Source organism: Denitratisoma sp. agr-D3 (genome assembly GCF_054658675.1).
In genome coordinates, this window is the sequence record NZ_BAAGIA010000004.1 from 302,879 (window position 1) to 324,574 (window position 21,696).

22 protein-coding genes and 3 tRNA genes are annotated in these 21,696 nt (G+C 63.3%); 9 read left to right on the forward strand and 16 right to left on the reverse strand.

The genetic code is table 11. The annotated features are described in order from the left end of the window. Window positions 1-105: 105 nt before the first annotated feature. Genes ACYQ2U_RS13235 through ACYQ2U_RS13255 form a run of 5 tightly spaced genes read left to right on the forward strand, consistent with a single transcriptional unit; the run spans window position 106 to window position 5,081 of the window. Window positions 106-2,868, forward strand: coding sequence for a DUF6701 domain-containing protein (locus tag ACYQ2U_RS13235; RefSeq protein ID WP_459950851.1), 2,763 nt, complete (start codon window positions 106-108; stop codon window positions 2,866-2,868). Further along, on the forward strand, window positions 2,869-3,315 hold the full coding sequence (locus tag ACYQ2U_RS13240) for a prepilin-type N-terminal cleavage/methylation domain-containing protein (RefSeq protein WP_459950852.1): 447 nt from the start codon (window positions 2,869-2,871) through the stop codon (window positions 3,313-3,315). Beyond that, window positions 3,305-3,778, forward strand: coding sequence for a type II secretion system protein (locus ACYQ2U_RS13245; protein ID WP_459950853.1), 474 nt, complete (start codon window positions 3,305-3,307; stop codon window positions 3,776-3,778). The genes ACYQ2U_RS13240 and ACYQ2U_RS13245 overlap by 11 nt, the downstream gene beginning before the upstream one ends. Then, the gene (locus ACYQ2U_RS13250) at window positions 3,775-4,620 is read left to right on the forward strand and encodes a type II secretion system protein (protein WP_459950854.1); all 846 of its coding nucleotides are present in this window, start codon (window positions 3,775-3,777) and stop codon (window positions 4,618-4,620) included. The genes ACYQ2U_RS13245 and ACYQ2U_RS13250 overlap by 4 nt, the downstream gene beginning before the upstream one ends. Beyond that, on the forward strand, window positions 4,617-5,081 hold the full coding sequence (locus ACYQ2U_RS13255; RefSeq protein WP_459950855.1) for a hypothetical protein: 465 nt from the start codon (window positions 4,617-4,619) through the stop codon (window positions 5,079-5,081). The genes ACYQ2U_RS13250 and ACYQ2U_RS13255 overlap by 4 nt, the downstream gene beginning before the upstream one ends. Window positions 5,082-5,106: 25 nt before the next feature. Here ACYQ2U_RS13255 and ACYQ2U_RS13260 read toward each other — a convergent pair whose 3' ends face one another. From ACYQ2U_RS13260 to mltG, 5 genes are read right to left on the reverse strand one after another with little or no spacing between them, the layout of a single operon-like run. After that, the gene (locus ACYQ2U_RS13260) at window positions 5,107-5,841 is read right to left on the reverse strand and encodes an ankyrin repeat domain-containing protein (protein WP_459950856.1); all 735 of its coding nucleotides are present in this window, start codon (window positions 5,839-5,841) and stop codon (window positions 5,107-5,109) included. Further along, window positions 5,825-6,613: a TatD family hydrolase gene (locus ACYQ2U_RS13265; RefSeq protein WP_459950949.1), complete on the reverse strand. Its 789-nt coding sequence runs from the start codon at window positions 6,611-6,613 to the stop codon at window positions 5,825-5,827. The genes ACYQ2U_RS13260 and ACYQ2U_RS13265 overlap by 17 nt, the downstream gene beginning before the upstream one ends. A 15-nt stretch (window positions 6,614-6,628) precedes the next feature. Beyond that, window positions 6,629-7,627, reverse strand: coding sequence for a DNA polymerase III subunit delta' (holB, locus tag ACYQ2U_RS13270; protein ID WP_459950857.1), 999 nt, complete (start codon window positions 7,625-7,627; stop codon window positions 6,629-6,631). Window positions 7,628-7,685: 58 nt separating this feature from the next. Continuing rightward, window positions 7,686-8,339 carry a dTMP kinase gene (gene tmk / locus ACYQ2U_RS13275; RefSeq protein ID WP_459950858.1) on the reverse strand — a complete coding sequence of 218 codons (654 nt, stop codon included), beginning with the start codon at window positions 8,337-8,339 and terminating at the stop codon, window positions 7,686-7,688. Next, window positions 8,336-9,340 (reverse strand): endolytic transglycosylase MltG, encoded by a 1,005-nt coding sequence (mltG, locus tag ACYQ2U_RS13280; RefSeq protein ID WP_459950859.1) that lies wholly within the window; start codon window positions 9,338-9,340, stop codon window positions 8,336-8,338. Before mltG ends, tmk begins: the two co-directional genes overlap by 4 nt. A 71-nt stretch (window positions 9,341-9,411) precedes the next feature. Between mltG and ygfZ the strand changes: the two genes are divergently transcribed. The 3 genes from ygfZ to ybaK are packed head-to-tail and all read left to right on the forward strand — an operon-like array spanning window position 9,412 to window position 11,711. Further along, complete coding sequence (gene ygfZ / locus ACYQ2U_RS13285; protein ID WP_459950860.1) at window positions 9,412-10,422, forward strand: CAF17-like 4Fe-4S cluster assembly/insertion protein YgfZ; 1,011 nt, start codon at window positions 9,412-9,414, stop codon at window positions 10,420-10,422. A gap of 16 nt (window positions 10,423-10,438) precedes the next feature. After that, on the forward strand, window positions 10,439-11,209 hold the full coding sequence (locus ACYQ2U_RS13290) for an NRDE family protein (protein WP_459950861.1): 771 nt from the start codon (window positions 10,439-10,441) through the stop codon (window positions 11,207-11,209). A 10-nt stretch (window positions 11,210-11,219) separates the two neighbouring features. Continuing rightward, complete coding sequence (gene ybaK, locus ACYQ2U_RS13295) at window positions 11,220-11,711, forward strand: Cys-tRNA(Pro) deacylase (RefSeq protein ID WP_459950862.1); 492 nt, start codon at window positions 11,220-11,222, stop codon at window positions 11,709-11,711. A gap of 14 nt (window positions 11,712-11,725) precedes the next feature. Here the strand turns inward: ybaK and ACYQ2U_RS13300 are convergent, their stop codons facing one another. From ACYQ2U_RS13300 to ACYQ2U_RS13325, 6 genes are all read right to left on the reverse strand, one after another. Further along, window positions 11,726-12,628, reverse strand: a complete 903-nt coding sequence (locus ACYQ2U_RS13300; protein ID WP_459950863.1) for a GNAT family N-acetyltransferase — start codon at window positions 12,626-12,628, stop codon at window positions 11,726-11,728. Beyond that, window positions 12,628-13,089, reverse strand: a complete 462-nt coding sequence (gene tadA / locus ACYQ2U_RS13305; protein WP_459950864.1) for a tRNA adenosine(34) deaminase TadA — start codon at window positions 13,087-13,089, stop codon at window positions 12,628-12,630. The genes ACYQ2U_RS13300 and tadA overlap by 1 nt, the downstream gene beginning before the upstream one ends. 90 nt (window positions 13,090-13,179) lie before the next feature. Further along, entirely contained in the window at window positions 13,180-13,824 is a 645-nt protein-coding gene (locus tag ACYQ2U_RS13310; protein WP_459950865.1) for a hypothetical protein, read from the reverse strand. Between the two features lie 104 nt (window positions 13,825-13,928). Next, window positions 13,929-14,004: transfer RNA gene (locus ACYQ2U_RS13315), tRNA-His, on the reverse strand. Between the two features lie 40 nt (window positions 14,005-14,044). Then, window positions 14,045-14,121 (reverse strand) — tRNA-Arg (locus ACYQ2U_RS13320). Window positions 14,122-14,155: 34 nt separating this feature from the next. Beyond that, a tRNA-Pro gene (locus ACYQ2U_RS13325) sits at window positions 14,156-14,232 on the reverse strand. Window positions 14,233-14,392: 160 nt separating this feature from the next. On the opposite strand from ACYQ2U_RS13325, the gene dksA reads away from it, so the two are divergent. Further along, window positions 14,393-14,821 (forward strand): RNA polymerase-binding protein DksA, encoded by a 429-nt coding sequence (gene dksA, locus ACYQ2U_RS13330; RefSeq protein ID WP_459950866.1) that lies wholly within the window; start codon window positions 14,393-14,395, stop codon window positions 14,819-14,821. Window positions 14,822-14,923: 102 nt separating this feature from the next. Here the strand turns inward: dksA and pnp are convergent, their stop codons facing one another. From pnp to infB, 5 genes are all read right to left on the reverse strand, one after another. Continuing rightward, on the reverse strand, window positions 14,924-17,032 hold the full coding sequence (gene pnp / locus ACYQ2U_RS13335; protein WP_459950950.1) for a polyribonucleotide nucleotidyltransferase: 2,109 nt from the start codon (window positions 17,030-17,032) through the stop codon (window positions 14,924-14,926). Window positions 17,033-17,195: 163 nt separating this feature from the next. Next, window positions 17,196-17,465 carry a 30S ribosomal protein S15 gene (rpsO, locus tag ACYQ2U_RS13340; RefSeq protein ID WP_459950867.1) on the reverse strand — a complete coding sequence of 90 codons (270 nt, stop codon included), beginning with the start codon at window positions 17,463-17,465 and terminating at the stop codon, window positions 17,196-17,198. Window positions 17,466-17,568: 103 nt separating this feature from the next. After that, window positions 17,569-18,498, reverse strand: coding sequence for a tRNA pseudouridine(55) synthase TruB (truB, locus tag ACYQ2U_RS13345; RefSeq protein WP_459950868.1), 930 nt, complete (start codon window positions 18,496-18,498; stop codon window positions 17,569-17,571). Beyond that, window positions 18,495-18,890: a 30S ribosome-binding factor RbfA gene (gene rbfA / locus ACYQ2U_RS13350; RefSeq protein ID WP_459950869.1), complete on the reverse strand. Its 396-nt coding sequence runs from the start codon at window positions 18,888-18,890 to the stop codon at window positions 18,495-18,497. The genes truB and rbfA overlap by 4 nt, the downstream gene beginning before the upstream one ends. Further along, window positions 18,891-21,695 (reverse strand): translation initiation factor IF-2, encoded by a 2,805-nt coding sequence (gene infB, locus ACYQ2U_RS13355; protein ID WP_459950870.1) that lies wholly within the window; start codon window positions 21,693-21,695, stop codon window positions 18,891-18,893. Between the last annotated feature and the right edge of the window lies 1 nt (window position 21,696).

Consider the following 21,696-nt stretch of genomic DNA (forward strand, 5'->3'; position numbering starts at 1 on the left):
GGCATGTACGGCGGGCACAACCTCGCTCCTCGTCGGCAGACGCCCCAGCAAGAGGCCGCGCCATCCCATGGGTCGCCCGCCCAGCGCCGTTGGAACATGCTGGCCATGAATACAGGCATCCGCCGCCTGCTCCAACTTTGCCTGTGCTGGCTGCTGACCGCTTTTGCCCCCCTGTATGCCGCCACCTACACTTTTTCCGGCGGCAGCTTCCCCACCTGTTCCAGCGGCTGGTCATCCTCCGGCAGCACGTGGACCTGCACCAGTAGCATCAACCTGGCCAATGGCGACAAAATCCTGCCCGCCAGCGCCATCACCGTCGTCGCCCGGGCCGGAATCACCCTGTCGGGCAACAACACCGTGGGCAGTTCCTCGGTCACGGTCAACCTGACGACCACCTATGGCGACTTCACCAGCAGTGCCACCAGCACCATCTACGGCAGCGTCACCACGGACTCCGGAGATGCATCCCTGACCGGTACCACCGTCAACGGCAATATCGTCACCGGCTCCGGCGCCATCACCCTCAACACTGTCACGGTGACCGGCAGCCTTACCGCCGATTCGGGCAATATCACGCTGACCGGCTCCTCAGTCAGCGGCGGCATTACCACCAACGGCTGGCTGAGCATCTCCGGCGGCAGCGTCGGTGGCAATGTCTCCGCCAAAAATGGTGTCACTTCCAGCAGCGGCACCACCTTCGCTGGCAACGTGGCGGCCAGCAACGGCGCCGTTTCCCTGAGCGGTGGATCGGTCACGGGCAGCGTCAGTTCGGTCTGTTGCGCTGTAACCACCAGCAACACCAACGTCGGCAACGGCATCAGCAGCACCAACAATACCGTCACCATCACCGGCGGCACGGTTTCCGGCAACATCTATTCCGCCGGCGGCAGCGGCATCATCATCACCAATGCCACCATCCTCAGTGCCACCATTTCCGATGGCGACATCACCGCCACCAACGTGCGCATCACCATCACCAACAGCACCATCGGCACCCCCAGCACGCCGGTGAACGTCACCTCCAACAACAACGTCACCATCAGCGGCTCCACCATCTACGGCGACGTCACCGCCGGCAACTGGAGCACCGCGCTGAGCATCGACTCCTCCAGCACCATCTACGGTACCTGCACGTCGAACAGCAATTCCAACGTCAGCCCACCGGACTACCCACGCTGCACAACCGCCAGTGGAGTAAACACCGCCCGTTTCAACGCCTGCCACAACTACGCCTCCGGCAGCTGCTCAGTGGCGGCCGGTCGCCTATACACCCGCCTCGCCGGCACCGCGTTCTCGACCGACCTGGTTGCGCTCAAGGCCGATGGCACGGTGGACAGCAGCTTCACCGGCAAGGTCACGGTCAGCCTCATCGCCCGCGCAACCAGCGGTGGCGCCCTGGATGGCAACAATTGCTTTACGCCCGATGCCACCCAGGCCGTGGACAATGCCGTCACCAGTTTTGCCGCTGGCCGTTTGACGGTCAGCGCAACCCTCTCGACCGCCTATCAGGACGTCCGTTTCAAATTCGTCTGCAATGCGACGAATTGCGCCCCCTCCGGGCTGACCTCGTGCAGTGCCAACAATTTCGCCGTACGTCCCAGCGGGTTTACCGCCATCAGCGCCTCCGCCAACGCCGATGCCAGCGGCAGCTCGACGACTGCGACGCCCACGGTGGCGGCCGGCGGCGCGTTCACCCTGAGCGCCACCGCCCAGGCCGGCTACAACGGTACGCCGAAAATCAATACCGCCCAGGCGGTCGCCCATGGCGGTGCCGTTGCCACCGGCGTGCTTGCCGGCAGTTTCAACGCTGGCAACGTCGCCACCGGCGTCGCCAGCGGCAACAGTTTCACTTACACCGAGGCAGGTTACTTCCGCCTGGGCATCAATGGCATCTACGACGACAGCTTTACCTTCGTTGACCAGGCGGTGGGCGACTGCACCAGCGACTACTCGAATACCCTGGTTGGAGGGAAATACGGCTGCTACTTTGGCAACACGGCAGCAACCAGCTATTTCGGCCGCTTCATCCCCCACCACTTTGCCACGGCGGTGGCTCAGCATGGCTGCCCCTCGGGCAGCTTCACCTATTCGGGCCAGCCGCTGACCCTCACCGTGACCGCCCTGAACAGTGGTGGCGACACTACCCGCAACTACCACGGCAGTGCCCCCGTCTTCGCCAAGGCAACGACGCTCTCCGCCTGGGCATCGGACGGCACCACGGCCAATCCGGGCAGTGGCACCCTGTCCCCCACCAGCCTGGCCGTTACCGCCTTCTCCTCCGGCGTCGCCAATGCCACGCCCAGCTACAGCTATGCGGCCAAACTGACCGCCGCCAACACCCTGCGCCTGCGCGCCGTGGATAGCGAAGGCGTGTCTTCGGCCAGCGGCAGCGAAGGCACCAGCCCCATCCGGAGCGGCCAATTGCGCCTGTACAACGCCTTCGGTTCCGAAAACGCCACCCTTTCCCTGCCGGTGCAAGCCCAATACTGGAGCGGTAGCAGTTGGGTACTCAATAGCGACGACAATTGCACCACCGTCCCCGTCAGCGGCTTCTTCCTGAGTGGTGCCCTTGCCGCCAAGACCAGCGTGAATACCGCCCTGGTCTTGAGCGGCGGCAAAGGCAATGTGGTGTTGAAGTCCCCCGCCCCCACCACGGGCAGCGTGGACGTGGCGGCCGACCTCGGCAGCAGCGGCAGCGATGTCTCCTGCCTGTCCAGCCATGGCGGCACCGCGGCCAATCTGCCCTGGCTGCGCTCCCGCAACGGCAATTGCGCCGCGACCTACGACCGCGATCCCTCGGCCCGGGCCACGTTTGGCGTCTATGCACCCGAAACCAAACGCACCGTCCATATCCGGGAGCTGTATTAAATGGCCAAAGCCCACGGCGGATTCACCACCATCGAGCTGGTGGTCGTGCTGGTCCTGTTGGGGATTCTGGCTTTCAGCTTCATGACCCGCTGGAACAACATCGAGCTTCAGGCCGCGACCTTCCACGATAAAACCGTCGCCGCACTGCGCCATGGGCAAAAAACCGCCACCAGCCACCGTCGCGTGGTCTGTGTCGGCTTCAGCGCGGCCACCGTCACCCTGACCATGGCCCTGGCCAGCGGCTCGACCGCATCCTGTAGCACCGCCCTGCTCCTGCCCGGCGACTCGACGAATGTGGTGACCAGTCCGAACAGCGGCAGCGTCTACTTCAGCCCGGTTCCCGCCGGCTTCAGTTTCCTGCCGGATGGCTCCGCGGCGGACCGGACCCTCGCCATCGGCGGCCAACCCGCCATCACCGTGGTCGGCAAGAGCGGCTATGTCCAATAACGCCAACCGGGGCATGACCCTGATCGAATTGATCGTGGCCATCGCGGTCATCAGCGTGGGCCTGGCCGGCGTGCTGCTAGCCTTGAATACCGTGCGCAACAGCGCGGCCCCCCTGGTGCTCAAACAATCCCTGGCCATCGCCGACGTGGTGATGGAAGAAATCCTGCTCAAGCCCCACGCCGTTTCCGGTACCGCGCCGACCAATGGCGCCACCACCTGCGGCAGCACGGCCGCCGTGCGTACCGGATTCGACGATGTACGCGACTACAACGGCTACCAGACCACCGGTTTCTGCGACATCACGGGCACGGCCGTGGCCGGGCTGGAAGGCTATAACCTGAAAGTCGCCGTCAGCAGCGGCACTTGGCAGGGGATTGCGAATTCCCTGCAAATCGTGGTCACGGTCAACCATGGCAGTGACGTCCAAACCCTCACCGGGTGGCGCACCCCCTACGCCCAATGAAGCATCGCGGCTTTACCCTCATCGAGCTGGTGGTCGTCATCACGGTGACGGGCATCCTGTTCGCGGTGATCGGCCTCAACATCAAGCCGGCCTTTGACAGCTATGTGGATAGCCGCCGCCGGGCCGAACTGACCGACATGGCCGACACTGCCTTGCGGCGCATGACCAAGGATATCCGCGCCGCGGTGCCCAACTCGATTCAATCCTACAGTGCCAGTTGTTTCCAGCTTGTCCCCACCATTGGCGGCGGTCGCTACCGCATGGCCTCCGACACCGTAAACGACAGCGGCACCCTGCCCTGCACGCCGTCGGCCACGTGCAGCGCCCCCCTGGATGCCAGCCAAGCCACCACGGTGTTCGATGTTCTCTCCCCCCTCGCCACCCTGCCCAGCGCCAACGACTGGGTGGTGATCGACAACCAGAACACGAGCGACGTCTACAACGGCGGCAACCGGGGGCAAATCAGTGCCATCCAAAGCGCCCCGACCCTGCCCAGGACCAGCGATGGCCTGTACCGGATCACCATCGCCAGCACCGCCTTCCCCGCTGGTTACGACGGCGGACGCTTCGCCCTGGTGGCCAATGCCGAACAAACCGTTTTCTACAGTTGCATCGGCGGCAAGCTGTACCGGACCACCGCCGCCTTCGGCGCGACCGCCACCACCTGCAACGCGACCAGCGGCGATATCGTCGCCACCGATGTCACCGGCTGTTCCTTCGTCTATGACCCCAATCAGGGGGCGACCCAACAAAGCGGTTTCCTCTGGATGCGCCTGGTACTGGGTAGCGGCGGTGAAAGCGTAGTGCTTTCCCACGGCGCCCACGTGGACAACGTGCCATGAAGCGGCAAAAGGGATTCGGCGCCATCGTCGCCATCGTGCTGCTGGTGCTGCTCGCCAGCATTTCCGTGGCCATCGTCGCCCTCGGCGCAACGCAGCAAACCACCCTGGCCCAGGATGTGCTCTCCGCACGGGCCTGGCAGGCTGCCCGGGCAGGCAATGAATGGGGGCTTTATTACGCCCTGAACAACCAGAACTGGGCCGGTGCCAATACGAGCTGCGCCACCGCCAGCCAAAGCAAAACCCTCAACCTGACGACGGAAACCGGCATGTACGTTACCGTGACCTGCGATTCCTGGCTCTATAACGAGGGGGAGGACACGCCGGGCAGCGCCAAGACCGTCAGGATTTACCGCATTGTCGCCGTCGCCTGCCCGGCCACGAGTTGCCCGGCCAGCGATGCCAGCGTCAGCCGGATCGGCTACGTGGAGCGGCGGCGCATGGTGATCGCCACCGGCAGTTAGCCGGCAGCGGACAAAACCGCCGTGCTTATTGGATGGTGATGGTGACCTCGCCGGTCGCCGGTGCCGCCCCCGTATCGGTCACTGGCTCCACCAGGGGCTTGGGCGCCTCCGGCGGCGGCGTCAAATCCTTGATCAGACCGGTATTTCCCGATTCCCGCGCCCAGTCCTGGGCCGTCCGGCCCTGGGGATCCTTGAGCCCCAGATCAGCGCCCTTTTGTTTGAGCAGGGCCACCACCTGGCCGTGTCCATGGCGGGCGGCCAGCATCAGCGCGGTTTGCTGGTTGGCGGCCAGGGCATTGATTTCGGCCCCATGGTCCAGCAGATAGGCCACCACGGTGGCATGCCCTTGAAAAGCCGCGTAGTGCAAGGGCGTCCAGCCATCATGGTTCACCCAGGCGCCGGCTTTGACGAGCTTTTCCACGGCCTCCACGTCGCCATTGAAGGCGGCCAACATCAGGGCGTCGTCGCCATACCGGTTTCTTTTCAGCAGGCTGGCGCGGTTCTTCAACAGCACGTCGAGCAGCTGATGGTTGTTGGTGCGGGCAGCGATCATGGTCAAGGTCGTGCCGTCCCGGTCCGTCGTGTTGACGTCCATACCCTTCGCCAACAACTCAAGGACCTTCTCGGTTTCATTGTTCGCGGCGAAGGCCATCAGATCGTCGTAGGCGCCGGCCAAGGCCGAACCGGCAACTAAGGAAATACCGATGGATAGACAGAGGGCACGAACCGTCTGCGGAAAAGGCTTAGTGGGCTTGGGCATGGTCGAACAGGGTGAAAAAGTTGCGGGTGGTGGCTTCGGCCAAGGCCGGATAGGCCATGGCGCGCTCCACCGCGATGGATTCGGCCACGTGGCGGACATAGGCCGGTTCATTCGTTTTGCCCCGATGGGGCGTCGGCGCCAGATAGGGGGAATCGGTCTCCACCAATAGCCGATCGAGGGGCACGAACTTGGCGACTTCCTTGACCTGGGCAGCGTTCTTGAAGGTAACGATGCCGGACAGGGAGATGTAGAAGCCCAAATCAAGGGCCTGCCGGGCCACCGCCACGGTTTCGGTGAAACAGTGGAACACGCCGGTCTTGGCCCCCGCCCCCTCTTCCCGCAGGATGGCCAGGGTATCTTCGGCGGAGTTGCGGGTGTGGATGATCAAAGGCTTGCCACAGGCCTTGGCGGCGCGGATATGGACACGGAAGCGCTCCCGCTGCCATTCCAAATCGCCGGTGAGCCGGTAGTAGTCGAGGCCGGTTTCGCCGATGGCGACTACCTTGGGATGCCGGGCGCGGGTCAGTAGATCCTCCTCGTTCAGGCCAACGGCAGGGTTTTCCGCGTCCCCTTCGGTGTCGGGGTGCACGCCCACGGCGGCAAACAGGTTGTCATGCTGCTCGGCCAAGGCCAGCACGGCGGGAAAGCGGTCCAGGGTCACACCGGCCACCAGGGCCCAACCGACATCCTGGGCTTTCATGGCCGCCAGAATGGCATCGGTACGCTGGGCCAGATCGGGAAAATCCAAGTGGCAGTGGGAGTCGACAAGCAAGTTCATGGGGAAATTTCAGCGCTTGGCGGCAGCCGTCGCCATGGCATAGCGGGCCGCCAAGTCTTCGAGAAAGAGTTGGGGGTTGAGGGGATGGCGGGCCGTCGCCCGGATTCTCAGCAATTCCTTGTGGAACTTGAGCAAACGAGCCGCGTCGCAGGCGGCCGCGATGCGCGCCAAGGCCGTCCGCTGGGACAGCAGGAAACGGGGCGGCGCCCCCAAGGCGGCACGCAATAGGTCATGCAACCATTTTTGCAGGGTGTTCACGAGTTCCTCATTGCTGTAGCCCCCCTTGACCAGGGCATCCCATTGGGCCGCCGTGGCGATGGGGTCGGCAACACCGGCGCTCAAACTGGCGATGAGGCTGGCCGCCCCTTCGTCCTTGCCGGCTTCCGCATTTTCCAGGGCCGCGATGGGGCTGCCCCCCGAAAGACGCAATGCGTCCTCGGCATTCTTCAGTCCCTGGGCCTTCAGCCAAGCCACGGCGGCCGACGTCTCCGGCAGGCCGAAATTGATCTGGCGGCAGCGACTGCGGAGGGTCGGCAATAGATTGCGCCAATTCGATGAAACCATTAAGAAATAAACATTTGCCGGAGGCTCTTCAAGTACTTTCAGCAGTGCATTGGCGGCCGCGGCATTCATCGCCTCGGCGGGTTCGACGATCACCACCCGGCGGCCATTGCGATGACTGCCAACGAAAATAAAGTCCTCCAGGGCCCGCACCTGCTCGATCTTGATCACCGTCGAGGGTTTGGCCGGTTTCTTGGCTGCTGCGGCTTTTTTGATGCTTTTCTTGGCGGGCGCCTCGTCGTCGCCCCCCTCGGGCTCCTCGTCGCTTTCCAGGGCGACCCGACGGAAATCCGGGTGATTGCCGCCGGCGAACCAATGGCAGGCCTCGCAGTGGCCGCAGGCTTGGTTGCCCTGAGGGCTTTCACAGAGCAAACGGGCCGCCAGGGCCTCGGCAAATCGCCCCTTGCCGACGCCGGCCGGACCCGCCAGCAACATGGCGTGGTGCAAGGTTTCCGGTCTTTGCCAAAGCTCATCCCATAGGGATTTATGCCAATCAAAGCATTGATTAACAGACACTTGAGATCCTATCTTCAAGTTGTTTCTTTATTTCATCCCGGGTCTGGCTCGCATCCACCAGACAGTAACGGGCAGGCGCCTCATCACGCCGCCGATGGTAGCCCGCCCTGACCCGTTCGAAAAAGGCCTGCTGCTCCAACTCGAAACGATCCGGTGCATGCCCGGTACTGGCCAGCCGCTGCCGGGCAATGGCCGGATCGAGATCGAACAGGAATGTCAGGTCCGGCCGCAAGGCCAGCGATCCCTCGCCCTGCACCCAGCTTTCCAGTTGTTTGAGCTTGTCCCAGTCCAATTGGCGACCACCGCCCTGATAGGCAAAGCTGGCATCGGTGAAGCGGTCGGACACCACCCAGTCCCCCCGGGCCAGGGCCGGTTCGATGACCTGGGCGATGTGCTCGCGGCGGGCGGCAAACATCAGCAACGCTTCGGTTTCCATGTGCATGGGCTCGGACAAGAGCAAGGCCCGCAGCTTTTCGCCAAGGGGCGTACCTCCCGGTTCGCGGGTGGAAATCACGGTCTTGCCCTTGCCTTGCAGGTAGTCCACCAGCCAGGCGTGGTGGGTGCTCTTGCCGGCACCGTCGATGCCTTCAAGGGTGATGAACTTGCCGCGCGCGGGGCTGCTTGCTGGGCTCGCTGAGCTCACTGGGGATTGGCCTTTCTCTTCTGATAACGCTGCACGGCCCGGTTGTGTTCATCCAGGGTGCGGGAAAACTCGCTGCTGCCGTCGCCCCGGGCGACGAAATAGAGTTTGTCGCTTTGCGGCGGATGCAATGCCGCGCGCAAGGCGGCAAGCCCCGGCATGGCAATGGGGGTGGGCGGCAAGCCGGGGCGGGTATAGGTGTTCCACGGCGTATCGCTCGACAAATCGCCCTTGCGCAGATTGCCATCAAAGGACTCTCCCAGGCCGTAGATGACCGTGGGGTCGGTTTGCAGCAGCATGCCGCTGCGTAGGCGATTGACGAAAACCGCCGCGATCTGGGGGCGATCGGCAGGCTTGCCGGTCTCCTTCTCGACGATGGAGGCCATGATCAAGGCGTCGTAGGGGCTGCGATAGGGCAGGCCATTCTGGCGGGACGCCCAGTTTTCCTCCAAATGCCGCACCATGGCCCGATGGGCCCGGCGCAACACATCAAGATCGCTGGACTGCTTGGCGAACAGGTAGGTATCGGGGAAGAACCAGCCCTCCGGCTGGGCAGTGGGCAAGCCCAGCTTCTGCGCCAGGTCACGATCGGACAGCGCGGCGGACTCGTGGCGCAAGTCGGGATGGGCATCCAGCGCCGCCCGCAATTGGCGGAAGGTCCGGCCTTCCACCAATAGCAGCTCGCTTTGATTGACGTCGCCCCGGGTCAGCTTGTCCAGCAAGCCCATGGGCGTCACGCCCTGCTCCACCAGATAGCTACCGGCCTTGATGTCGGCGGCGCGGCCCAGCAAACGTCCGAACAGGGAGAACTGCCAGGGCGCGAAGCCCAGTCCGGCCTCGCTCATGCGCCGCGAAGCGACGGACAGGCTGTCACCGGGCGGAATATCGAATTCAAGGGGGCTGGTGGCCAGTCGTAGGGGCTGGCTGGCGAACCACAGGCCGGCGCCGGCCGCGACCAACAGAGCCAACAGCAGGACAAGGAAAAGATACTTGAGAAACCGCATTGAAAGGGGCGCAGAAAGTGAGCCTCTATAATAGCCCAGCCCTCCCCAACCCAGCCCGAGACCAGAACATCATGACCCAACAAAACAGCCCTTGGTCCGCCTTGATCGGGACCGACTCCCTGGCCCATATCGGCGACCCCGCAGCGGAAGTCCAGGCAGTCGCCAGCGCCACGGTCGTGGCCCCCTTGGACGATTTCGCCGTCATCCGCGCCAGCGGTGAGGAAGCCCTTTCCTTCCTGCACAACCTGCTCACCAACGACGTCAATGGCCTGGCCGCCGACGGACTGCGCAAGGCCGGTTTCTGTACGCCCAAGGGCCGCCTTTTGGCGGATTTCCGTCTCTGGCGCGAAGGGGATGACGTGTTGTTGTCCCTGTCCGCTGACATCCACGCCGTCATCCTGAAAAAACTATCCATGTACGTGCTGCGAGCCAAGGTCAAGCTCAGCGACGCCAGCGCTGATCGGCTGCTGCTGGGCATTGCCGGCCCCGAGGCCGGAGCACTGGTCGCCGACCTGGCGGGCACAGCCCCCGCAACCGGCACAACCGCCGCATTTCCCCAGGGATCGGTGTTGGCCTGGGACGAGCGCCGCTATTGGCTGTCGCTGCACGCCGATGCCGCCTTGGACCTGTGGCGGCGGCTTTCCAGCCGGGCAACCCCGGTGGGCACCCAGGCCTGGCGGGCGGTGGACATCGCCGCCGGCGAACCCCGCATCCTGGCTGCCACCCAGGAGGAGTTCATCCCCCAAATGATCAACTTCGCCCAGGTGGGCGGTCTGTCCTTCAAGAAAGGCTGCTATCCCGGCCAGGAAATCGTCGCCCGCACCCAGTACCTGGGCAAGATCAAGCGCCACATGTACCGCGCTACCGTGGCAAGCCAGGAAGCGTCGCCCGGTACCCCCGTCTATGCCCCGGAAACCGGTGAGCAGGCCTGCGGCAACATCGTCCTGTCGGCGCCGACCCAAGGGGGTAACGAAGTCCTCGCGGTAATCCAGACCTCCTGCGCCGAGGCCGGCCAGCTAACCCTTGGGCGTCCCGATGGCCCTGCCTTGAGCCTGCTGCCCCTTCCCTATGCGGTGGAATGACCGCGCCTGACTCCCCGTGTGCTTGATCCTATTGGCCTGGCGAGCCCATCCCGACTTCCCCCTGGTGGTCGCCGCCAACCGGGATGAGTTCCATGCCCGCCCCACGGCGCCGGCCGGTTTCTGGCCCGACCATCCGCAAGTCCTGGCGGGGCGGGACTTGGTGGCCGGTGGTACCTGGATGGGCACGACGAAACATGGGCGCTTCGCCGCCCTGACCAACTTCCGCGACCCCGCCCACATGCGCCGGGAGGCCCCTTCCCGCGGCCCCTTGGTCAGCGATTTCCTGTGCGGCGCCATGGCGCCCCTCCCCTATCTGCAATCCCTGGCCGCCCATGCCGGCGACTTCAACGGATTCAATCTGCTGGCGGGCGACCGGCAGGAAATTTATTGGTACAGCAACGTTGCGGGGCAGATCCATGCCCTGGCGCCCGGGGTTTACGGCCTCTCCAACGAACTGCTGGACACTCCCTGGCCGAAGGTCGAAGCCGCCAAGTCTGACCTGGCCCAGGCCCTGGACGAACTGCCGGACGAGCGCAATCTGTTCCATTTGCTGAGGGACGACCATGTCCATCCCGATGACACGCTACCGCGCACGGGGGTGAGCCTGGAACTGGAGCGCATGCTCTCCGCCGCCTTCATCAAGGATGCCCGCGGACACTACGGCACCCGCAATTCCACCCTGCTGCTGCGGCACCGCTCAAACCGCGTCTGTTACGACGAACAAAGCTGGCTACCGGACGCCAGCCTCGGTCCCCGCCACCGCTTCGTCTTTACCCTGTCGAGTTGAAGAAAACCCCATGAAACACAACGACCACGCACCGGAAACACCGGCCACCCAATTCCTCGCCAAGCACGGCATCGCCCATTCCAACCACCTCTATGCCTACGAAGAGCATGGTGGCACCAAGGTATCAGCACGGGAACTGAACGTCGCCGAACATGCCGTGGTCAAGACCCTGATCATGGAGGATGAGGCCGCCAAGCCCCTAATCGTGCTGATGCACGGCGATTGCAAGGTGAGCACCAAGGAGTTGGCACGCCAGATCGGCTGCAAGAAAGTCGCCCCCTGCGCGCCGGAGACCGCCAATCGCCACAGCGGCTACCTGGTGGGTGGCACCTCGCCCTTCGGCACCAAGAAGGCCATGCCCGTTTACATGGAACAGTCGATCCTGGACCTACCCCTGGTCTACATCAACGGCGGACGACGGGGATATTTGGTGGGCGTGCATCCCCACGATATCCAGAAAGCCCTGCGACCGACCCTGGTCACCGTGGCGCTGAAGGACTGACGCCCGGACCAGCCTTACCGCACCATGAGCTGGTGGGGAATACCGGCCTCCATGAACGGCTCCCCGACGGGGAGAAAACCGAAGGGCCGGTAGAAGTCCATCGCCTGGCTTTGGGCATGAAGCGCCAAGGAGGCCAAATCCGCTGCCGCCGCCTCATCGAGCAGTCGATCCATCAAGGCCTGGCCGACGCCCTTGCCGCGCCAGGGCGACAGCACCGCCAAGCGGCCGATATGCCCATCGGGCAACAGCCGGCCGGTCCCGATCGGCTCCCCGCCGGGCCCCAGCGCCAGGACATGACGGGAGACGGGGTCGAACTCGTCGACTTCCATGTGCACCGGTACGCCCTGCTCCCTCACGAAAACCTGCTCCCTGACTAGGTAGGCCGCGGACGCCAGTTCATCCCAGGTACCAGAGCGCAAGGAAAATTCGACAATATTGACCGGCGCATAGGGCGGCACCCGGTCAAATAGTTCGATCAGTTGGGCGTTGTCCATGCGTATGCACCCGTGGGAACCGGGCTCGCCCAGGCGGGTGACCGGGGGCGTGCCATGGATGTAGACATAGCGCCGCATGGTGTCCACCTCGCCCAAACGATTGAAGCCCTGCTCCCGACCGGAGAGCCAGAGAATCCGGGTCAGAATCCAATCCCGCTCGGGGAAGGCGGCGCCCAGTTCCGGGGTCCACACCTCGCCGGTCGGACGCCGGGCGACGAACACGGCATTGGCAGGCTGGCCTGCGCCGATCTTGGCCCGGATCAGGTGCTTGCCCCGGGGCGTCTGATAGCTGCCACTCACCTCGCCAGCGCCCTTGGCCGCCGTGGAAACGGGATAACGGGCCAGCAAGCGGCCATCCGTTTGCCGCAACTCCAGGCTTTGCTCGGCAATACTGATGCGGAGGCGCAGGTCTTGGTCAGACATCAGGCCACCAGGGTCTTGCCCCGCCGCGCGGCGAAAAAGGAGGACAGCAACTGGCCACACTCCTCGGCCAACAGGCCGCCAGTGACGTGGGCATGATGGTTGAGTCGCGTTTCCTGATAAAGATTGATGACACTGCCGGCGACGCCGGTCTTGGGATCCTTGGCGCCGTAGATCACCCTGGCGATGCGGGCGTGCATGATCGCGCCGGTGCACATGACACACGGCTCCAGGGTCACGTAAAGCTCGCAATGGGGCAGGCGGTAATTGCCCAGGCGCTGGGCCGCATCCCGCAGGGCCATGACCTCGGCGTGGGCGGTGGGATCATGGCGGCCGATGGGCTGATTGAAGCCCCGCCCGACCACCTCGCCGTCGCGCACTACCACCGCCCCCACGGGCACCTCGCCCAGGGCCGCGGCCTCCTTGGCCAAGTCCAGGGCCATGCGCATGAATGTCTCGTTCATGGGCCGGATTATGCCCGTGTTGCCCATGTTCCCGTCCACGAAAAAGGGCCTGCAAGGCAGGCCCTTCCACGAATTACCATCGACCAAGAATCAGGGCATCAACTCGTTGAGCAGATTGTCCACTTCGCTTTGGGTCAGACGGTTTTCTTCTATGGTGCCACCACCCTCGACGACGATGATGGCGCCCACCAAGGCCTTCATGGACTTGCGCAGGGCCTGCCCCGCCAGATCCTGAAACTCCTGGGCGACGATGATGTTGGTCAGGTGATCATCCGCCAGCTTGAGAGCAGCCTCGATATCCTTGCGGCTCCAATCCTTGCCCAGGTTGAGCTTGAGCTTGTCCAGCACCGCCTTGGCGGCCTCCGCTTCGAGCAGGGACTTGTTGGCGGCGTCGCTGGTCATGCGCTCGACGCTGCCGAGAATGTTGGCGACGCTCTTGGGATTGTCGCTGGTGGAGGACTTGCCCAAACCCTTGGCGGCCTTACTCAATTCCTTCGCCAAGGACTTGAGTTCGTTCAATACCTCGCCGGTTTTGGGCGCACCCGGCTTGACGCTGCGACCGGCCGGTCTTGCGGCTGCTCGCTTGACGGGAGCAGCTTTTACGGTGGGTTTGGAAACCGCTTTGACGGCCGGCTTTTTCGCCGGAGCCTTCTTGGCAGCCGTTTTGCTGGCCGCGACGGGTTTCTTGGCAACGCTTGCTTTTGCTGTCGCGGACTTCGCTGCTGGTTTCTTCATGCACGCCTCCCTTCAGTCAAGACAGAAGGAAGGGTAACAGGAGTGTGACCCTTAGGGTGCAATCCGGCGACAAATACCGGGAAAACCGTGGGAAGAAAGGGAGTTGGGGTGGCTGATGGGACTCGAACCCACGACGACAGGAATCACAATCCTGGACTCTACCAACTGAGCTACAGCCACCACCGTTTGAAATCGGCGCTTACTGCGGATACTACTTTACTGGCCCGCCCGAAGGGACTCGAACCCCTAACCCCCGGCTTAGAAGGCCGGTGCTCTATCCGGTTGAGCTACGGGCGGTTCGGGTACTGCAAGACCACTCTTCGAAGCGAACTGGTCGGGGTAGAGGGATTCGAACTCTCGACATCCTGCTCCCAAAGCAGGCGCGCTACCGGGCTGCGCTATACCCCGAAGAGGCGCGCATTCTAGCCGTGTCGGTAATTCAGGTCAAACATTTTTGCTAGTTTTTCTCCCTGGAGAAAGAGAAGCCGGCCCATTAAAACTTTAGCTTGCGACTGTCTAGGCTTTCGTTTATAAAGCCCGCTTTTCATCGCCCGTGGATGTTTCAAAAATGGCTGAAGATCTGCTGCACAAGAAACAATTTCCCGCCTATGTGCCCAAGAAAGGCGAGGAATACATGAACGAGAAACAGCTCGCGCATTTTCGCGGCATCTTGGACTCCCTGAAGGAAGAGCTTCAGGAGGACATCGAGCGGACGGTACATACCATGCAGGACGAGGCGACCGTCTTCGCCGACCCCAACGACCGCGCCAGCCAGGAATCCGACATCGCCCTGGAACTGCGCAACCGGGACCGCGAACGCAAGCTGATCAAGAAAATCGACGAATCCATCGCCGCCATCGACAGCGGCGACTACGGCTACTGCGAGAGCTGCGGCGTCGAAATCGGCCTCAAGCGCCTGGAAGCCCGCCCCACCGCCACCCTGTGCATCGACTGCAAGGAACTGGAAGAGCGCCGCGAGAAGCAAATGGCCAAATGATTGGTCGGGGCGGCCCGCCGCCCTTTCCCACCGGCGCCGTTGCCGGTTCGGTAAAACAAAAAAGGACGCCGAGGCGTCCTTTTTTGTTGGTCAGCGTACGCTTCAGTCGCCGATCTCGGCAGCGGGAGCGGAAGGCTCCAGCAGGGCCTTCATGGACAGGCGGACGCGGCCCTTGTCGTCGGTCTCGATGACCTTGACACGCACCACTTGGCCTTCCTTGAGGTAATCGGCCACGGCATTGACGCGCTCGTTGGCGATCTGGGAAATGTGCAGCAGGCCGTCCTTGCCGGGCAGCACTTGCACGATGGCGCCGAAGTCCAGCAGACGCTGCACGGTGCCTTCGTAGATCTGGCCCACTTCCACCACGGCGGTGATTTCCTCGATGCGCTTCTTGGCCACCTGGGCGGCGTCGGAATTGACGGAGGAGATGGTCACGGTGCCGTCGTCGGTGATGTCGATGACACAACCGGTTTCTTCGGTCAGGGCACGGATGGTGGCGCCGCCCTTGCCGATCACGTCGCGGATCTTCTCGGGGTTGATCTTGATGGTGATCATGCGGGGGGCGAACTCGGACACTTCGGTACGGGCACCGGACACGGTGGCCTTCATCTTTTCCAGGATGTGCAGACGGGCGTCCTTGGCCTGAGCCAGGGCCACTTGCATGATTTCCTTGGTGATGCCTTGGATCTTGATGTCCATCTGCAGGGCGGTCACGCCAGCGTCGGTACCAGCCACCTTGAAGTCCATGTCGCCCAGGTGATCTTCGTCACCCAGGATGTCGGTCAGCACGGCGAAGCGGTTGCCTTCCTTGATCAGACCCATGGCGATACCGGCCACGTGGGCCTTGAGGGGGACGCCGGCGTCCATCAGGGCCAGGGAGCCGCCGCAAACGGAAGCCATGGAAGAGGAACCGTTGGACTCGGTGATTTCGGACACCACGCGCATGGTGTAGCCAAATTCTTCGGCGCTGGGCAGCACGGCCACCAGGGCGCGCTTGGCGAGGCGGCCATGGCCGATTTCGCGACGCTTGGGGCTGCCTACGCGGCCACACTCGCCAGTGGCGTAGGGAGGCATGTTGTAGTGAAGCATGAAGCGTTCGCGGTATTCGCCTTGCAGGGCGTCGATGATTTGCTCGTCACGGTTGGTGCCCAGGGTGGCCACCACCAGACCCTGGGTTTCGCCACGGGTGAACAGGGCGGAACCGTGGGTGCGGGGCAGCACGCCGGTACGGATGGTGATGGGACGCACGGTACGGGTGTCGCGGCCGTCGATACGGGGCTCACCGGCCAGGATCTGGCTGCGGACGATGCGGGCTTCCAGTTCGAACAGCAGATTGCCGACGGTGTTGGCATCGGGGCCACCTTCCACGCACAGAGCCTCGACCACCTTCTTACCGATTTCGCGGGTCTTCTGCGTGCGGGCTTGCTTGCTGGTGATGCGATAGGCTTCGCGCATGTCGGCTTCGGCCAGTTCGTTGATCTTGGCGATCAGGGCTTCGTCCTTGGCGGGGGCTTGCCAATCCCATTCGGGCTTGCCGGCCACTTCCACCAGTTCATTGATGGCCTTGATAGCGGCTTGCATCTGGTCGTGACCAAACACTACGGCGCCAAGCATGACTTCTTCGGACAGTTGCTGGGCTTCGGATTCCACCATCAGCACGGCGCTGGCGGTACCGGCCACCACCAAGTCCAATTGAGTACTTTGCAGTTGGGTCTTGGTGGGGTTGAGAACGTATTGGCCGTCGATGTAACCCACGCGGGCGGCGCCGATGGGGCCGTTGAAGGGAATGCCGGAAATAGCCAGGGCGGCGGAGGCGCCGATCAGGGCGGGGATGTCGGGATCCACTTCGGGATTGCAGGACATCACGGTACACACCACCTGGACTTCGTTATAGAAGCCATCGGGGAACAGGGGGCGGATGGGACGATCGATCAGGCGGGAAGTCAGGGTTTCCTTTTCGGAAGGACGGCCTTCGCGCTTGAAGAAGCCACCGGGGATCTTGCCGGCAGCGTAGGTCTTTTCAACGTAATCGACGGTCAGGGGGAAGAAATCCTGACCGGGCTTGGCGGCCAGTGCGCCGACCACGGTGGCCAGCACCACGGTGTCGTCCATGTTCACCATCACGGCGCCGCCGGCTTGGCGGGCGATTTCAGCGGTTTCCAGGGTGACGGTATGGGCACCGTAGGTAAAGCTCTTCTTGATTGGATTCAACACAACAGTTTTCCTTTCACTCAACAATTTTTGTCATTCTTTTCAACAACAATAAAAAAGCCGGCACGGCCCCATGGCCGAACCGGCTTTATTGGTGCCCTCAACTGGGGTCACCGGCATTTGCCGCAATAGTCCGCGTGGGCAGAACGATTGGGAAATGAACTTACTTACGCAGACCGAGGCGTTCGATCAGTGCGCGGTAACCGTCGGCGTTCTTGCGCTTCAGGTAGTCGAGCAGCTTGCGACGTTGGCTCACCATCATCAGCAGACCACGACGGGAGTGGTGATCCTTGACGTGTTCCTTGAAGTGGCCGGTCAGGTCGTTGATACGGGCGGTCAACAGGGCGATTTGCACCTCGGGGGAGCCGGTGTCGCCTTGGGCGCGTTGGAAGTCGGTAACGATTTTCGCCTTGTCGGCGGTGGAAATAGCCATTTTGATCAATGTCCTTGCTTGGTTTTTCTGATCCCTCAGGAAGGCCGGCATTATACGCAAGCATCCTTCAGGAACTCAATAATTTCTCGGACTTTTTTGTCCTTTATTCGCTTTTATCCCCATCCTGCGCCTGGGTGGCGACAAGACGACGGGGGTTGAGCCAACCATCGGGCGACATCTCCCCCAGGCCGAGGAAGGCATTACCCGGCCCGTACAGGCGCCATCGCTCCCCTACCCCGGCGTTCCAGCGCAATCCCTGGCCGTGGAGCACCCGCGCCGCCTCCCCATCGTTCAAATCGGCCCGGGGAAGATCGGACACCAGGGCATCCGCCGGTGCCAGCAGCGCATCCCGCGCTGCCAGGTCGGCCGCTTCGAAGGTCTCCAGGCTCACCGCGCCGTCCAACGCCAGACGGCCGATCCGGGTCCGTCGCAGAGCGGCCAAATGGGCGCCGCAACCCAGGACTTCGCCGATATCGGCCGCCAGGGTGCGGATATAGGTCCCCTTGCTGCAATCCACGTCGATCACCGCCTGGTCACCGGAAAACGACAACAGGTCAATCCGGTGAATGCGGATGCGACGGGGCTTGCGCTCAATTTCCACGCCCTGGCGGGCATATTCGTACAAGGGCTTGCCGTCCTTCTTCAGGGCGGAATACATGGGCGGCACCTGGTCCTGCTCACCGACAAAGCGGGTCAAGGCCTGGCGTAGGTCGGCTTCGCTGAAGCCGACGGGACGGGTTTCCAGCACCGTGCCCTCGGCATCGGCCGTGTCGGTGGTGATGCCAAACCGCAGCGTGGCCTGGTAGGCCTTGTCGGCGTCCAGGAGTTCTGAGGAAAACTTGGTGGCCTCACCGAAGCAAAGGGGCAGCAGGCCGGTGGCCAGGGGATCCAGCGTGCCCGTATGGCCGGCCTTGGCGGCATTCAACAGCCAGCGGGCCTTTTGCAGGGCGGCGTTGGAGGTGAAGCCGATCGGTTTGTCCAGCAGCAACACGCCGTCCACGGGACGGCGCGGGGCACGACGGGGCTTGTTCAATTGCTGTCTTCTTGCCCGTCCGGGCTGTTTTGCCGGTCCGAAGCCACGGCCTCGTCAATCAGGCGGGACAACTCGTTGCCCCGTTCCACGGAACCGTCATAGACGAAATGCAACTCAGGCGTATGGTGGATGCGCACCCGCTTGCCCAACTCGCGGCGGAGGAAACCGGCGCTACGCTTGAGGCCGCGCTCCAGGGCTTCCCGCTGGTCGGCGGGAATCAGGGTGGTGTAGAACACCTTGGCGTGGGCATAGTCCGGCGTGATTTCGACGGCCGTCAGGGTGACGAAGGTCACCCGGGGATCCTTGACCTCCAGCCGAATCAGATCCGCCAGCTCGCGGCGGATCTGTTCGACGACTCGGTCTGAACGGGCAAAGCCCTTGTGTTGCGGCACTTACAGGCTCCGGGCGATTTCCTGGATTTCGAAGATTTCCAGTTGGTCGCCTTCCTGGATGTCGTTGAAGTTCTTCAGGGAGAGGCCGCACTCGTAGCCTTCCTTGACTTCCTTCACGTCGTCCTTGAAGCGCTTGAGGGAGTCCAACTCGCCGGTGAAGACCACCACGTTGTCCCGCAGCAGGCGGACCAGGGCGCCGCGCTTGACTTGGCCGGACAGCACCATACAACCGGCAATCGCGCCCACCTTGGAGATGCGGAAGACCTGGCGGATTTCCACGGTACCAATCTGGTTCTCGCGCTTTTCCGGAGCCAACATGCCGGACAGGGCCGCCTTCACCTCATCCACGGCATCGTAGATGATGTTGTAGTAGCGGATATCCACACCGAAGGTTTCGGCCACCTTGCGGGCACCGGCATCGGCACGGGTATTGAAGCCGATGATGACCGCCTTGGAAGCGGAAGCCAGGTTGACGTCGGATTCGGAAATGGCCCCCACGGCGGCGTGGATGACATTGACCTTGACCTCGTCGGTGGACAGTTTTTGCAGGGATTGCACCAGGGCTTCCTGGGAACCTTGCACGTCGGCCTTGATGATCAGGGGCAATACCTTGACCTCGCCCTCGCCCATCTGTTCCAGCATGGACTCCAGCTTGGCGGCCTGTTGCTTGGCCAGGCGCACGTCGCGGAACTTGCCTTGACGGAACAGGGCAATTTCCCGCGCCTTGCGCTCGTCGGCCAGCACCATGGTTTCGTCGCCGGCACCGGGAACCTCGGACAAGCCCTGGATTTCCACGGGAATCGAAGGACCGGCTTCCTTGATGGGCTTGCCGTTCTCATCCAACATGGCACGGACGCGACCGAATACCTGGCCGGCCAGCAGCACGTCGCCCTGATGCAGGGTACCGGACTGCACCAGCACGGTGGCCACGGCACCCTTGCCCTTGTCGAGGCGGGCTTCGATCACCAGACCCTTAGCCGGTGCATCCTTGGGCGCCTTCAATTCCAGCACTTCGGCCTGAAGCAGCACGTGCTCCAGCAGTTCGTCGATGCCGGTGCCCTTCTTGGCGGACACGGGAATGAAGGGAGAATCGCCACCGTATTCTTCCGGCACCACGCCCTCGGCGATCAGTTCCTGCTTGACGCGCTCGGGGTTGGCATCGGGCTTGTCGATCTTGTTCACCGCCACCACCAGGGGGACGCCGGCCGCCTTGGCATGGTGGATGGCTTCCTTGGTCTGGGGCATCACGCCGTCGTCGGCGGCCACCACCAGGATCACGATATCGGTCGCCTTGGCGCCGCGGGCACGCATGGCCGTGAAGGCCTCGTGACCCGGGGTGTCGAGGAAGGTGATGACGCCACGGTCGGTTTCCACATGGTAGGCGCCGATGTGCTGGGTGATGCCGCCGGCTTCGCCCGCAGCCACCTTGGCACGACGGATGTAGTCCAGCAGCGAGGTCTTGCCGTGGTCCACGTGGCCCATCACGGTGACGACAGGCGGACGGGGCAGCAACTCGGCATCCTTGTGTTCGTCGTCGGCTTCATCGAGGAAGGCATCCGGATCGTCCAGCTTGGCGGCAAACGCCTTGTGGCCCAACTCTTCCACCACGATCATGGCGGTTTCCTGGTCCAACTGCTGGTTGATGGTGACCATCATGCCCATCTTCATCAGGGCCTTGATCACTTCGGTGGCCTTGACGGACATCTTGTGGGCCAGGTCGGCCACGCTGATGGTTTCCGGCACATGGACTTCCTTGACCACGGCCTCGACCACCATGGGCGCGGGACGGGACTCTTCCTGATGCTTGCCATGGCGCCCCTTGGGACCGCCACGCCAGCCGGCAGTACCGCCACCGGTATCGCCACGGGTCTTGATGCCGCGCTTCTTGGCCGCATCGTCCTTCCAGGCGCTGCCGCCCTTCTTGTCGGCGGGTTTCTTTTCGCCTTCCTTGACGGCGGGCTTGTGCAAGGTGCCGCTGGGCTTGGCTTCAGTACCGGCCTCGCTGGCGGCCGCCTTGCGGGCCAACTCTTCCTGCTGGGCCTTGAGACGCTTTTCTGCCTCTTCCCGGGCGCGGGCTTCCCGCTCCTGCTTGGCCTTCAGCTCGGCGGCCTGGATGGCGTACAACTGGGCTTGACGCTTGGCTTCCTCTTCTCGCAGAGCGCGTTGCTGCTCATCGATGACGGAGGCCTGGGTCACCACCCGGGTGACCTTGGGTTTGGGCGCGGGCGCTGCTGCTGCCGGTGTCTCGACTTCGACAGGCTTGGCCTCGGCTGCCTTGCTCTTGCTTGCCTTGGCGGCGGAGGGCTTTTCCGCCTTGGCCGGCGCTTCGACGCTGGCGGGTGCGGGGGCAGGCGCCGGAGCTTCGGCCTTCACCTCCACCGGGGGCACTTCGGCCTTGACGACCGGTGCGGGCTCCGGCGCAGGGGCCACGACGGCAGGCGCTTCGGGCACGGGCGCAGGGGCTGGCGCCGCTTCCACCTTGACCGGCTCGGCCGCGGGAGCCAGCTCGTCACGCTTCACCAGGACCCGCTTCTTGCGGACTTCCACCTGGATGGTGCGGGCCTTGCCGGTGGCGTCGGCCGCCTTGATTTCGCTGGTCTGCTTGCGGGTCAGGGTGATCTTGGCCTTGGGCGCGGTTTCACCGTGGGACTTGCGCAGGAATTCCAGCAGCTTGGTCTTGTCCTGTTCCGTCAGCAGGTCACCGGAAGCGGATTTCTCCACGCCGGCCTTGGCCAACTGTTCCAACAGGGCCGTGGTCGGCATTTTCAGTTCTGATGCAAATTGGGCAACGCTCATCTGTGCCATG

Excerpts from the sequence above, each read along its gene's own strand:
- ACYQ2U_RS13235 (WP_459950851.1), top strand. The coding sequence starts at position 106 with ATGAATACAGGCATCCGCCGCCTGCTCCAACTTTGCCTGTGCTGGCTG.
- ACYQ2U_RS13240 (WP_459950852.1), top strand. The coding sequence starts at position 2,869 with ATGGCCAAAGCCCACGGCGGATTCACCACCATCGAGCTGGTGGTCGTG.
- ACYQ2U_RS13245 (WP_459950853.1), top strand. The coding sequence starts at position 3,305 with ATGTCCAATAACGCCAACCGGGGCATGACCCTGATCGAATTGATCGTG.
- ACYQ2U_RS13250 (WP_459950854.1), top strand. The coding sequence starts at position 3,775 with ATGAAGCATCGCGGCTTTACCCTCATCGAGCTGGTGGTCGTCATCACG.
- ACYQ2U_RS13255 (WP_459950855.1), top strand. The coding sequence starts at position 4,617 with ATGAAGCGGCAAAAGGGATTCGGCGCCATCGTCGCCATCGTGCTGCTG.
- ACYQ2U_RS13260 (WP_459950856.1), bottom strand. The coding sequence starts at position 5,841 with ATGCCCAAGCCCACTAAGCCTTTTCCGCAGACGGTTCGTGCCCTCTGT.
- mltG (WP_459950859.1), bottom strand. The coding sequence starts at position 9,340 with ATGCGGTTTCTCAAGTATCTTTTCCTTGTCCTGCTGTTGGCTCTGTTG.
- ygfZ (WP_459950860.1), top strand. The coding sequence starts at position 9,412 with ATGACCCAACAAAACAGCCCTTGGTCCGCCTTGATCGGGACCGACTCC.
- ybaK (WP_459950862.1), top strand. The coding sequence starts at position 11,220 with ATGAAACACAACGACCACGCACCGGAAACACCGGCCACCCAATTCCTC.
- ACYQ2U_RS13300 (WP_459950863.1), bottom strand. The coding sequence starts at position 12,628 with ATGTCTGACCAAGACCTGCGCCTCCGCATCAGTATTGCCGAGCAAAGC.
- tadA (WP_459950864.1), bottom strand. The coding sequence starts at position 13,089 with ATGAACGAGACATTCATGCGCATGGCCCTGGACTTGGCCAAGGAGGCC.
- ACYQ2U_RS13310 (WP_459950865.1), bottom strand. The coding sequence starts at position 13,824 with ATGAAGAAACCAGCAGCGAAGTCCGCGACAGCAAAAGCAAGCGTTGCC.
- dksA (WP_459950866.1), top strand. The coding sequence starts at position 14,393 with ATGGCTGAAGATCTGCTGCACAAGAAACAATTTCCCGCCTATGTGCCC.
- rpsO (WP_459950867.1), bottom strand. The coding sequence starts at position 17,465 with ATGGCTATTTCCACCGCCGACAAGGCGAAAATCGTTACCGACTTCCAA.
- infB (WP_459950870.1), bottom strand. The coding sequence starts at position 21,695 with ATGGCACAGATGAGCGTTGCCCAATTTGCATCAGAACTGAAAATGCCG.